Origin of the sequence: Aeromonas sobria (genome assembly GCF_050266975.1) — a bacterium.
Lineage (GTDB): Bacteria > Pseudomonadota > Gammaproteobacteria > Enterobacterales > Aeromonadaceae > Aeromonas > Aeromonas sobria_B.
The window spans coordinates 1-12,146 of record NZ_JBKISU010000006.1 but is presented as its reverse complement, the minus strand read 5'-3'; the positions used below and the strand labels follow the sequence as shown (position 1 = coordinate 12,146).

Below are 12,146 nucleotides of genomic sequence, written 5' to 3'. Positions count from 1 at the left end.
AACAGGGGCACCCGGCCGGCAAAGGCAGGGCCCCTACCGTGCCTGCCTGACGCCAGATATCAAACAGGCGACGGGGGGCATCCGGACTCAAGCCGTTCCCAATAACCGATAGGCATCGAGCAGGCGGCGATTGGTGGCGACGAAGCGGGCGCCCTCTTCCCCGTCATCGCCCCGCGCCGCCAGCACGGCCGGGGTCAGCGCCTGCTGCTGGCTCTGCGCCAGCACGCCGTCGGCCTGCTGCTGCCAGTCGGCCAGCCTGGGCAGGTAGTCCGCCAGGGGCGCCAGGCGCTGCTGCAGGGCGCTGTTGCCCTGATAATGCTGACCCAGCCGGCTCGATTGCTTGAGGCGCAGGGAGTAGGCCACCAGCTGGCCGTCGTCCAGCCCGGGCAACTGACCGGCATCCAGACTCTGATCCAGCTTGCCATTGAAGAAGCTGTCCGCCAGCGAGTCGAGCCCCTTGACCAGATCGCCGATGGCCGCCAGCTCGGCATCTCCCAGGTTCCCCTCGAGGGAGAAGCTGAAGCTCTGGCTCAGCTTGAGGCTGAACTGGCTGGCATCCCCCTGCTCCCGGGACTTGAGCTGCCAGCTGTCGTTGAAGCGCAGCAGCACCTTGTCCCCCTCCCTGGTCTCTATCTCCAGGATCCCCTGCTGGCGACTGGCCATCTCCGCCGACGACTCCTCCAGGTCGGAGACCTGGCCGAAGAAGGTCTGCTCGAACTCGTCCAGCCCCTGCTGGATAAGCTTGTAGCTCTGATCGATGCCGGTCTTGACGTCCTCGTTGTCGGTCGCCGTGTCGCCGAGCTGCTTGCGCGCGTCGGCGAAGCCCATCTCCACCCCCTTGCGGGCCTGGGCCATCATCTCGGTCAACTGGTCATCGGACTTGCCGTCGGCCCGCGCCGCGCCGAGGCGGCCGCTGACGAACTGCAGCACATTGTCCGCCACCGCCTGGAAGTCGAACAGGGTCTGCGGGGTGATCTCCTCCGGCGGCTCGGCCCTGGGCGCCTGATAGCCCTTGCCGTTGAGCTGCAGATGGAACTGCAACGCCTGCTGCACCAGGGCCTGGGCCCAGCGTGGCGCCCGGCTCAGGATCACCTCCTCGTCCAGCCCCTTGCCGCCGGTCTCGCGCGCGCGCTCCGGCTTGCCCCTGGCCTCGCTCTCCCTGCCGTGGCGCACCTCGTCGTTGCGCGCCTCCCCTTTCACCCCTTTGGGCTGACCCGCCCCCATGCCATCCAGCCGCATCGCCATCTCCTCGTGCAATCCCCGTTAGCCGCTTATCGGCCCGGCTGGCGACTTCTTGACCATAAAAAACTGGACAATCTACCCCTGACTTTTAAAATCAGGCCCCTTTGGGTGGCCTTGAGTCACCCCCAGGTTTCTGTCCGGCCCCGCCGGCGTGCATCAGAGGTATGTCATGACCCCATCCGAGCGAACCCCGGCCGCCTATCAGGCCCAGTTGGCGGCCAAGGCGCAGCGCCTTCAGGCCCTGTTTGCCGGCTTCAATCCCCCCGCCATCGAGGTCCACGCCTCTCCCGCCGAGCACTACCGGATGCGCGCCGAGTTCCGCCTCTGGCACGAGGATGACGATCTCTATCATGTGATGTTCGATCAGGAGACCCGCCAGCGTATCCGGGTGGATCAGTTCCCGGCCGCCAGCGCCCTGATCAACCGGGTGATGCCGCCCCTGCTGGACCAGCTGCGGCCGGTCAAGGCGCTGCGCTTCAAGTTGTTCCAGATAGACTATCTCTCCACCCTCTCCGGCCAGCTCGTCATCACCCTGCTCTACCATCGCCGCCTCGATGGCGACTGGCAGACCGCGGCCGAAGGGCTGCGGGCCAAGCTGCAGGCCCAGGGCTTCGACGTGCGCATCATTGGCCGCGCCCACAAGCAGAAGATCTGCCTGGGGGACGAGTTTGTGGTCGAAACCCTCAAGGTACAGGGGCGCGAGCTCATCTATCAGCAGGTGGAGAACAGCTTCACCCAGCCCAATGCCGAGATTAACCAGCTGATGCTGGGCTGGGCCCTGGACGTGACCCGAGGTAGCGAGGGTGATCTGCTGGAGCTCTACTGCGGCAACGGCAACTTCTCCATCGCCCTGGCCCAGAACTTTCGCAGGGTGCTGGCCACCGAGATCGCCAAGCCGAGCGTGGCCTCGGCCCAGTACAACATCGCCGCCAACGGGGTGGACAACCTCATCATACTGCGCATGTCCGCCGAGGAGTTCACCATGGCGATGCGCGGCGAGCGCAGCTTCAACCGGCTGGAGGGGATAGACCTCGCCAGTTACCAGTGCAACACCATCTTCGTCGATCCGCCCCGCGCCGGCCTCGATGAGGACACGGTCCGCCTGGTGCAGGAGTACGACAACATCCTCTACATCTCCTGCAACCCGGACACCCTGATCGACAACATGCAGGCCCTGGGGCAGACCCACGAGGTGGCCCGGCTCGCCCTGTTCGACCAGTTCCCCTGGACCCATCACATGGAGGCGGGTGTCTACCTGCGCCGCAAGGGCTGACCCCCAGACGACCCGAATCCAGATACGAGAAGGGGCCCCATGACGGGGCCCCTTCTTCATGCCGGTCGGCGGCGGATCTGGGGGTCACTCACCCTGACCCCGTCCTGTCACTCCTGCATATAGTCTGCCGGCAGGGCGATGCGGGCCACACCGGATTCCACCGCCGCCAGGGCCACGGCGCGGGCCACCCGGGGCAGCAGGCGGGCATCCATCGGCTTGGGAATGACGTAATCCTTGCCGAAGGTCAGCGCCTCCACCCCGGCGGCGGTCAGCACCTCGGTCGGCACCGGCTCCTTGACCAGGGCGCGGATCGCCTCCACCGCCGCCACCTTCATGGCATCGTTGATGCGGCTGGCACGGGCATCCAGGGCGCCGCGGAAGATGAAGGGGAAGCAGATGACGTTGTTGATCTGGTTCGGATAGTCGGAGCGGCCCGTGCCCATGATGAGATCGCTGCGCACCCCGTGGGCCAGGGCGGGCTTGATCTCGGGGTCCGGGTTGGAGCAGGCGAAGATCACCGGATTGGAGGCCATCAGGGCCACCGCCTCGGCGGGCAGCACGTCCGGGCCGGAGACGCCGACGAACACGTCCGCCCCGTCGATGACCTCCATCAGGGTGCGCAGCGGGGTGTCGTTGGCGAAACGCTGCTTGTACGGGTTGAGATCGGTGCGACCGCTGTGGATCACCCCCTGGCGGTCCAGCATGAAGATGTTGTGCGGCTTGGCCCCGCAGGTGATCAGCAAGTCCATGCAGGCGGTGGCGGCGGCCCCCGCCCCCATGCAGACGATGCGGCTGTCGCCGATCAGCTTGCCCTGTACTTCCAGGGCATTGAGCAGGCCGGCGGCGGTGACGATGGCGGTACCGTGCTGGTCATCGTGGAACACGGGAATGTCGCAGCGCTCGATCAGCGCCCGCTCTATCTCGAAGCACTCGGGGGCCTTGATGTCTTCCAGGTTGATGCCACCGAAGGTGTCGGCGATGGCGGCGACCGTGTCGATGAACTGGGCGCTGGTCTCGTGCTTGACCTCGATGTCGATGGCGTCGATGCCGGCGAAGCGCTTGAACAGCAGGGCCTTGCCCTCCATCACCGGCTTGGAGGCCAGCGGCCCCAGGTTGCCCAGCCCCAGAATGGCGGTGCCGTTGGAGATGACGGCCACCAGGTTGCCCTTGCCGGTGTAACGGTAGGCATCATCCGGGTTGGCGGCGATCTCGCGCACCGGCTCGGCCACGCCCGGGCTGTAGGCCAGCGCCAGATCGCGGGCGGTCTCGGCGGGCTTGGTGAGGGCGATGGCAATCTTGCCGGGAATGGGTTGGGCGTGATAATCGAGCGCTTGCTGACGCAGATCGGACATGGGGACCCCGAGGCAATATTTGAATAAGTAGGGAAAGGGTGGCTCGCCTGAGGCGAGGGGCTAGGATCATAAAGAAAAGCTCCGGGCTTTCCCAGCAGAAAATATCGCCAACCCGCTGTTAAGTGGCCACTCAACAGAGTAGTGTGCTGACGAAAACTAACCCCTTGGTGGTAGATGCGGTTTCAGTCCATCACGGGAATGCCGACCAGCGCCTCCCCCTGGCGGGCCAGCGCCTCCGTCATCCCCTGGAAGATGAAGAGGTGGAACGGCAGCATGGCGAGCCAGTAAGCCAGCCCCCAGGCGCCTTGGGGATGCCAGTGGGCCCTGATCGTCACCCGGGTCAGGCCTGAGGGCTCCGGCGCAATGATGAACTCGAGCCGCCCCACCCCTGGCGCCCTCATGTTGAACAGCAAGGCCAGGCGGCTCCCCTCTTCGACCCCGATGATCTGCCAGGAGTCGAGCATGTCCCCCTTCACGAAGCGGTCCGGGTTGGTGCGCCCCCGGGTCAGGGCCGGGCCGCCCACCGCGGCGTCCATCCACTCCCGGATGGCCCAGAGGCTGTTCATGTAGAAGTAACGCTGCTCCCCTCCCAGTCCTTGCAACACCTGCCAGAGCGCCTCTGGCGGCGCCAGAGAGAGCGCGCTGCCAGAGGCGACCCTGTCATAGAAGCCATACTCGGGATGGCGCCAGCGCAGCCCCAGGGGCGTCTCCTCCCCCTGCTGCTCGGCACCGAGTCGCTGCTCCAGGGCCAGGCTCTCCGTCAGCGCCTCGTCGAAGCCGAGCAACTTTTGGGGCAACAGGGCCCGCAAGGGGCCATCTTCGGCGGGGATATCATGCTTGAGTCCCCCTACCAGCGCCTTGGCGATGGGCTGGGGCACAGAGGTGGCAAACTGCAACCACCAGGCGGAGAGGCGCGGCGTCAGCAAGGGGATGGGGATGATGGGGCAGCGCTTGCCGATATGGGCGGCGAACGTCTGCAGTTGCTGCTGGTAGCTGAGCAGCTCGGGCCCCACGGCGTTGAACACCTGACCATCCACCCCGTCGAGCTCCACCAACCCGCCCAGATAGTGGAGCAGATTGGACAGCGCAATGGGGGGAGTGCGGGAGCGTACCCACTTGGGGGTCACCATCATCGGCAGGTTGAACACCAGATCCCGCATCACCTCGAACGCGGCAGAGCCCGGACCTATGATGATGCCGGATCTCAGTTCCACGGTGGGCACCCCTGCGCTGCGAAACAGCTCGCCACAGTGGCGGCGGGAGTTGAGGTGGCGGCTGTTGCACTGCCTGGGCTGAATGGCCCCCAGGTAGATGATGCGGCGCACCCCGGCGGCGCGGGCGGCGGCGGCGAAGTTCTTCACCCCCTGTTGCTCGAGGCGATGGAAGTTGGCGCCCGCCCCCATGGCATGAACCAGATAGAAAACGGTATCCACCCCGGTCAGGGCCGCGGGCAGGCTGCCTGGCTCGAGCACGTCGGCCAGGCGAAATTCGACCCCGGCGGGCAGGCGGCAGGGGTGGCGCGCCCCGGCAATCACCCTGTGACCCAACCCCTGCAAATAGGGCACCAGGTGGGAACCAATATACCCGGCGGCCCCCATGACCAGACATGTACGCATGCGTGCTTCTCCCCTTGGCTGAGCCACCACCTTAGGGCAATCCGACCCGATACAGAACGCCAGGCAACAAAAAAGGTGCCCGATGGGCACCTTTTTCAGAATTCGTCAGAAGTAGCATTACTTCTTGGCAGTCAGGCCACCGAAACGCTTGTTGAACTTGTCTACACGGCCGCCGCTAGACACTTCTTTCTGCTTGCCGGTATAGAAGGGGTGGCACGCGGAGCACACGTCCAAGTTCAGATCTTTACCCAGGGTAGAGAAAGTGTTGATGACGTTACCGCAAGAGCACTTGGCGGTGATGGCTACGTACTCGGGATGGATACCAGCTTTCATGGACAACCTCAATTATCAGGCCGTGTCGCTATCCGATCTTCTGTCGGACACCACACGATTGTTGAACACAGTTTCAAAGGCTGCGAATAATATAGGAAATGCCTGATGGCAGGCAAGTGGCTTCGCAGAAAAAATAGGCAATCTTTGGTGGATTCATCGCAAACGCTTGATCTGGTTCGTGTCGCAGTGCCGGTTCCCCTCCGCCGCCATTTCGATTATCTCTCCCCCCTCCCCCTGCCCGCCCCCGGCTGCCGGGTCGAGATCCCGTTCGGCCCCCAGACCCTGGTCGGCCTGGTGGTGGATCACCCGGCCGAGAGCCAGGTGCCCCGCAACAAATTAAAGCCCTTGAAGAGGGTGCTCGACAGCGCCCCCGTGCTGGGGCCCGACATACTGGCGCTGATGGCCTGGAGCGCCGGCTACTACCAGCATCCGCTCGGGGAAGTGCTGCCCCATGCCCTGCCGGTACTGGTGCGCAAGGGGGAGCCCGCCGCCTACCGGGAGCTGGAGTTCTGGTTCGCCATCGAGGCGGGCATGGCCATCGATCTCAACGAGCTCAAGCGGGCCGCCAAGCAGCAGCAGGCCCTCGCCCTGCTGCGCAAGGGACCCCAGACCCCCTCCGCCCTCAAGCAGGAGGAGATCTCGAGCGCCGCCCTCACCGCCCTGGAGAAGAAGGGCCTGCTGGAGAAGCGCAGCCTGGAGCCGAGCCATGACGGCGACTGGGCAACCCATTTTGAGCCAGGAGAAGGACTGCGCCTCAACGGCGAGCAGGCGCTGGCGGTCTCTGCCGTCACCAGCCAGAGCGACAGATTCGGCGCCTTTCTGCTGGACGGTATCACGGGATCCGGCAAGACCGAGGTGTACCTGAGCATACTCGAGCCCCTGCTCAAGGCGGGCAGGCAGGCCCTGGTGATGGTGCCGGAGATCGGCCTCACCCCCCAGACCATCAACCGCTTCCGCCGCCGCTTCAAGGTGCCCGTGGTGGCGATGAACTCCGCCATGAACGACAGGGAGCGGCTCGATGCCTGGCTGGCCTGCCGCGACGGCGGCGCCGCCATCCTGATCGGCACCCGCTCCGCGGTCTTCACCCCCTTCAAGAACCTCGGCATCATCATCATCGACGAGGAGCACGACGGCTCTTTCAAGCAGCAGGACGGTTTTCGCTATCACGCGCGGGATCTGGCGGTGATGCGGGCCCATCGTGCCGGCATTCCCATACTGCTTGGCTCTGCCACCCCGTCGCTGGAGACGCTGCACAACGCCCGCACCGGCAAGTACCACCACCTCAGCCTGACCCGGCGCGCCGGCAACGCCCAGACCGCTCGTCAGGTGATCCTGGACATCAAGAGCGTGCGGCTGCAGGCCGGACTCTCCCCCCAGCTGGAGCAGCTGATGGCAGAGCACTTGGTGGCGGGCAATCAGGTGATGCTGTTTCTCAACCGCCGCGGCTATGCCCCGGCCCTCATCTGCCACCAGTGCGGCTGGAGCGCCGCCTGTGAACGCTGTGATGCCTGGTACACCTGGCATCAGGCCGGGCGACGGCTGCACTGTCATCACTGCGACAGCGTGCGCCCGCTGCCTCATAGCTGCCCCGAGTGCGGCAGCAGTGAGCTCATCGGCTCGGGAGTGGGCACCGAGCAGCTGGAGCAGCTGCTCACCACGGTTTTCCCGCAATATCCGGTGGTGCGTATCGATCGGGACAACACCCGCCGCAAGGGGGAGCTGGAGACCCATCTCGGCGACATCAAGGCGGGCAAGTACAAGATCCTGATCGGCACCCAGATGCTGGCCAAGGGCCACCACTTCCCGGATGTCACCCTGGTGGGTCTGCTGGATGTGGATGGCGCGCTATTCAGTGCCGATTTTCGGGCCGCCGAGAAGCTGGCCCAGCTCTACACCCAGGTGGCGGGCCGGGCAGGCCGCGCCAGCAAGCCCGGGCTGGTGGTGTTGCAGAGCCACCACCCGGAGCACGCCCTGCTGCAGGACTTGACCCAGAACGGTTACGGCCACTTCGCCGACACGGCGCTCAAGGAGCGCCGCCTGCTGGGGCTGCCGCCCTTCAGTTACCAGGGGCTGTTTCGGGCCGAGGCCAACGGCCGGGACGAGGTGCAACTGTTCCTCACCCGTCTCGCCGATACCCTGCGCAGCGCCCGTTATCCCCAGGTGCAGGTGCTGGGGCCCATCAGCGGCTTCATGGAGCGCAAGGCGGGCAAGTTTCGCATGCAACTGTTGGTGCAGGGGCCCAGCCGGGCGCCGTTGGCCCAGCTGCTGGATTGGGCAGTCAAGGAGCTGGATGGCTGGCCCGAGACCAAGAAGGTGCGCTGGAGCCTGGATATCGACCCCACCGAGCTGAGCTGAGTCAGGCACTGTGGGCCCGGGTGGGCGCCGGCCCCGTCACCCATTGACTATGCTCAAGGGCCGACACCACCCCTGTGGTGACCTTGCTCAGTCGATTGACCCATTACTGACATCTGATACGTATATAGCTCTCTTTCGAGAAGCCAATCCAGACAAGGAGTCAGAGCGTGATCCCAGCCAGCCTCAGCACCGCCGCCAGCGAGCTGCCCGAACCGACCCGCACCCCGCTGTTGAGCGGAACGGATCCGGAAGCCAAGCGCCGCGAACTTCTCGGCTATTTCTGCCAGACCTTCGATCTCTACGACAGCCTGTTTGATTGCCTGGCCGATCCCAGAGCCTGGTTCAACAAGGCCATCTCCCTGCGCCACCCCCTCATCTTCTACTACGGCCACACGGCGGCCTTCTTCATCAACAAGCTGCTGGCGGCCCGCCTCATCGACCAGCGCATCGACCCCCAGATCGAGGCCATGGTCGCCATCGGCGTCGATGAGATGAGCTGGGACGACCTGGACGAGGCGCACTATGACTGGCCCTCGGTCGAACGCCTGCGAGCCTACCGCGCCAAGGTGCGCAGCCGCGTCATCGAGGTCATCACCCACATGCCCGTCACCCTGCCCATCGACTGGCAGAGCCCGGCCTGGGTCATCCTGATGGGGGTAGAGCACGAGCGGATCCATCTCGAGACCTCGAGCGTGCTGATCCGCCAGCTGCCCCTGGCCTGGGTACGCGACCAGCCTCACTGGCCCCCCTGCCGGCAGGCGCGTCACCAACGAGACCAGGTGCCAGCCAATCCGCTGCAGCCGGTGGCGGGAGGCACGGTCGAACTCGGCAAGCGCGATGATACCTATGGCTGGGACAACGAATATGGCACTCGCAGCCTCGACATCGAGGCCTTCCAGGCCAGCCGCCTGCTGGTGAGCAATGGCGAATACCTTGCCTTCGTGCAGGATGGCGGTTATCAGACGCAAGCCTGGTGGGATCAGGAGGGTTGGGGCTGGCGCCAATACGCCGGGGCCCAGATGCCCAGCTTCTGGCTCGGCGGCCCCGCCGATCCAGACCGGCTGCAACTGAGGCTGATGACGGAGGTTGTGGCCATGCCCTGGGACTGGCCCGTCGAGGTGAACCAGCTCGAGGCCGCCGCCTTCTGTCGCTGGAAATCGGCCAAGACCGGGCTGCCCATCCAGCTGCCGAGCGAGGCCCAGTGGGCTCTGCTCAGGGAAGGGGTGCCGGGGGATCAGCCCGACTGGCACAGGGCACCTGGCAACATCAACCTGGCCGGCTTCGCTTCCCCCTGCCCGGTGGATCTCTTCCCCCAGGGCGAGTTCTGCGATCTGGTCGGCAACGTCTGGCAGTGGACCAGCAGCGCCATCGATGGCTTCGAAGGTTTTCGGGTGCACCCCCTCTACGATGATTTCTCCACCCCCACCTTCGACGGCAAGCACACCCTGATCAAGGGGGGAAGCTGGATCTCCACCGGCAACGAGGCGCTCAAATCGGCTCGCTATGCCTTTCGTCGCCACTTCTTCCAGCATGCGGGTTTCCGCTACCTGGTCTCCCGCCATCAGGAACCCGTCATAGTGAACCCTTACGAAACCGATGCCTTAGTCGCCCAATATCTGGATTTCCAGTACGGTCCCAGCCATTTTGGCGTGGCCAACTACGCCAAGACCCTGGCCGATATCGCCAGCGAACTGTGCAGCAACCGCCAGAGGGCGCTCGACATAGGCTGCGCCAGCTTCGAGCTGGCCCGCCACTTCCAGCATGTGGACGGGGTGGACTACTCGGCCCGCTTCATCGATGTCGCCTTAAGCCTCGCGAAACAGGACAGCTTCCGCTACGCCATGACGCTGGAGGGTGATCTGATGGAGTATTGCGAGGCGCGGCTCTCCCATCACGATCTGGGCCCAGCCCAGGCGGCGCGCATCCATTTCAGTCAGGGGGATGCCTGCAATCTCAAGCCCAAGTACGACCATTACGATCTGGTGCTCGCCTCCAACCTTGTCGACCGGTTGCGAGAGCCGGCCCGCTTCCTGCGCGACATCGCACCCAGATTGCGATCCGGCGGTCTGCTGCTGCTCACCAGCCCTTACACCTGGCTCGAGGAGTACACCCCCAAGGCCAACTGGCTCGGGGGCGTACGGGAGAATGGCGAGGCCCTGACCACCTACCAGGCGCTGCAGCGACTGCTGGCGGCCGAGTTCGAGGAGCTGGTCCCACCTAGGGATGTCCCCTTCGTCATCCGCGAGACGGCCCGCAAACATCAGCACACCCTGGCCCAGCTGACCGTCTGGCGCAAGCGCTGACCGGGCGGTAAACGAAAGAGGGAGGCCCATGGCCTCCCTCTGTTTTATCCGGGCGTCTTACTCCTTCTGGCTCAAGACCTGGGGCACGGCCTCCTGCTCGCGGTAACGCCGCGCCAGCACGGCGCACACCATCAGCTGGATCTGGTGGAAGATCATCAGCGGCAGCACCATGACGCCGACGCTGGCGGCCGGAAACATGACGTTGGCCATGGGCACGCCATTGGCCAGGCTCTTCTTGGAGCCGCAGAAGACGATGGTGATCTCGTCTGCCCGGCAAAAACCGAGACGCCGACTGATCCAGACGTTCCAGGCCAGTATCAGGGCCAACAAGAGGCAGCTCAACAGCACTATGCTGCCCAAGTCATACCAACCTACCTGATGCCAGATCCCCTGCACCACAGCCTCGCTGAAGGCCACATAGACCACCAACAGGATGGAGCTCTGATCCAGCTTGCCGATGAGCGGCCTGTGGCTGTCGACCCAGCGCCCGATCAGGGGGCGGGAAAGGTGGCCTACCACGAAGGGCAGCATCAGTTGCACCATGATGGACTGGATGGAGTGCCAGGTGTCCACCTCGGCACCTTGCACATCGATCATCAGGCCAACCAGTATGGGGGAGAGGAAGATGCCAAGTATGCTGGACGCCGAGGCACTGCACACAGCGGCCGAGACATTGCCTCCCGCCATCGAGGTGAAGGCAATCGCCGATTGCACCGTTGCCGGCAGCGCACAGAGATAAAGAAAACCGAGGTAGATGGCTGGGCTCAGCCATTGGGGGACCAAGGGGGTAAGCAACAACCCCAGTAGCGGAAACAGCAGGAAGGTACTGGCCATCACCACCAGATGCAGGCGCCAGTGGCCCAGGCCAGAGAGCAGATTCTGGCGCGACAGCTTGGCGCCGTGCATGAAGAACAGCAGCGCCACCGCCAGCTTGGTCAGCAGGCCAAACCAGACGGCCGCCTCACCTTCACAAGGAAAGAGGGAGGCCAGGGCAACCACCAGGATCAGCACACAGGTAAAGGGATCAAGACGCACAAACAGTCTCCATCAGAGTCGCTTCATCCCGAATGAAGCGAGAACGCAGGGGCATGGCCCGGATTGAGAAGGGCTCAGCTTACTCCACCCGGCAAGGCTGGAAAAGGGAGGAGGAAAACGCAGTCCGAATGAGGGGCCAAGGGGCAGAAAGCAAAAAGGCCTCCCGTATGGGAGGCCTCTTCTAAATAGGTGCCTGACAGTGTCCTACTCTCGCATGGCGAATGCCACACTACCATCGGCGCTACCGCGTTTCACTTCTGAGTTCGGTATGGGATCAGGTGGTTCCACGGCGCTATTGCCGTCAGGCAAAAGCTGTATTACTTAATAATGGTGCTGATACCCAGAGTCGAACTGGGGACCTCATCCTTACCAAGGATGCGCTCTACCAACTGAGCCATATCAGCACACTAACCGGTAAAGACCGCACTGTGTGCGCTATCTAAATCTTCTGTCCAACACGACCTGACGTCGTATCGCGACCAACCACATCGCTGTGATTGCTTAATTGAAGCCTGGCAGTGTCCTACTCTCGCATGGCGAATGCCACACTACCATCGGCGCTACCGCGTTTCACTTCTGAGTTCGGCATGGGATCAGGTGGTTCCACGGCGCTATGGCCGCCAGGCAAAAAACTTCA

At 64.2% G+C, this 12,146-nt stretch carries 8 protein-coding genes, 1 tRNA gene and 2 rRNA genes; 3 read left to right on the top strand and 8 right to left on the bottom strand.

The features are described from left to right. Positions 1-87: 87 nt before the first annotated feature. On the bottom strand, positions 88-1,239 hold the full coding sequence (locus tag ACLHZ1_RS04780) for a DUF5610 domain-containing protein (RefSeq protein ID WP_427261179.1): 1,152 nt from the start codon (positions 1,237-1,239) through the stop codon (positions 88-90). Positions 1,240-1,411: 172 nt separating this feature from the next. Here ACLHZ1_RS04780 and trmA point away from each other — a divergent pair, with 172 nt between their 5' ends. Continuing rightward, a complete protein-coding gene (gene trmA / locus ACLHZ1_RS04775) occupies positions 1,412-2,515 on the top strand; it encodes a tRNA (uridine(54)-C5)-methyltransferase TrmA (protein ID WP_408796100.1) in 1,104 nt (367 codons plus the stop codon). Positions 2,516-2,622: 107 nt separating this feature from the next. Here trmA and ACLHZ1_RS04770 read toward each other — a convergent pair whose 3' ends face one another. The 3 genes from ACLHZ1_RS04770 to rpmE form a co-directional block, all read right to left on the bottom strand. Beyond that, positions 2,623-3,867, bottom strand: a complete 1,245-nt coding sequence (locus ACLHZ1_RS04770; protein WP_427261178.1) for a malic enzyme-like NAD(P)-binding protein — start codon at positions 3,865-3,867, stop codon at positions 2,623-2,625. Positions 3,868-4,049: 182 nt separating this feature from the next. Continuing rightward, on the bottom strand, positions 4,050-5,483 hold the full coding sequence (locus ACLHZ1_RS04765; RefSeq protein ID WP_427261177.1) for a DUF2867 domain-containing protein: 1,434 nt from the start codon (positions 5,481-5,483) through the stop codon (positions 4,050-4,052). A gap of 117 nt (positions 5,484-5,600) precedes the next feature. Continuing rightward, the gene (gene rpmE, locus ACLHZ1_RS04760) at positions 5,601-5,816 is read right to left on the bottom strand and encodes a 50S ribosomal protein L31 (protein WP_041998072.1); all 216 of its coding nucleotides are present in this window, start codon (positions 5,814-5,816) and stop codon (positions 5,601-5,603) included. A gap of 147 nt (positions 5,817-5,963) precedes the next feature. On the opposite strand from rpmE, the gene priA reads away from it, so the two are divergent. Together priA and ovoA are read left to right on the top strand one after the other, a co-directional pair. Then, entirely contained in the window at positions 5,964-8,171 is a 2,208-nt protein-coding gene (gene priA / locus ACLHZ1_RS04755) for a primosomal protein N' (RefSeq protein ID WP_427261176.1), read from the top strand. A gap of 167 nt (positions 8,172-8,338) precedes the next feature. After that, positions 8,339-10,474, top strand: coding sequence for a 5-histidylcysteine sulfoxide synthase (gene ovoA, locus ACLHZ1_RS04750; protein ID WP_427261175.1), 2,136 nt, complete (start codon positions 8,339-8,341; stop codon positions 10,472-10,474). 57 nt (positions 10,475-10,531) lie between these two features. Here ovoA and ACLHZ1_RS04745 read toward each other — a convergent pair whose 3' ends face one another. The 4 genes from ACLHZ1_RS04745 to rrf (ACLHZ1_RS04730) form a co-directional block, all read right to left on the bottom strand. Then, entirely contained in the window at positions 10,532-11,509 is a 978-nt protein-coding gene (locus ACLHZ1_RS04745) for a bile acid:sodium symporter family protein (protein WP_427261174.1), read from the bottom strand. A gap of 191 nt (positions 11,510-11,700) precedes the next feature. Further along, positions 11,701-11,815, bottom strand: a 5S ribosomal RNA gene (gene rrf, locus ACLHZ1_RS04740). A gap of 22 nt (positions 11,816-11,837) precedes the next feature. Beyond that, positions 11,838-11,913: transfer RNA gene (locus ACLHZ1_RS04735), tRNA-Thr, on the bottom strand. A 106-nt stretch (positions 11,914-12,019) separates the two neighbouring features. Further along, a 5S ribosomal RNA gene (gene rrf / locus ACLHZ1_RS04730) occupies positions 12,020-12,134 on the bottom strand. Positions 12,135-12,146 lie beyond the last annotated feature (12 nt).

Bases quoted from the DNA above. Each gene is read 5' to 3' on its own strand.
- ACLHZ1_RS04765 (WP_427261177.1), bottom strand. From the start codon at position 5,483: ATGCGTACATGTCTGGTCATGGGGGCCGCCGGGTATATTGGTTCCCAC.
- rpmE (WP_041998072.1), bottom strand. From the start codon at position 5,816: ATGAAAGCTGGTATCCATCCCGAGTACGTAGCCATCACCGCCAAGTGC.
- trmA (WP_408796100.1), top strand. From the start codon at position 1,412: ATGACCCCATCCGAGCGAACCCCGGCCGCCTATCAGGCCCAGTTGGCG.
- ACLHZ1_RS04770 (WP_427261178.1), bottom strand. From the start codon at position 3,867: ATGTCCGATCTGCGTCAGCAAGCGCTCGATTATCACGCCCAACCCATT.
- ACLHZ1_RS04780 (WP_427261179.1), bottom strand. From the start codon at position 1,239: ATGCGGCTGGATGGCATGGGGGCGGGTCAGCCCAAAGGGGTGAAAGGG.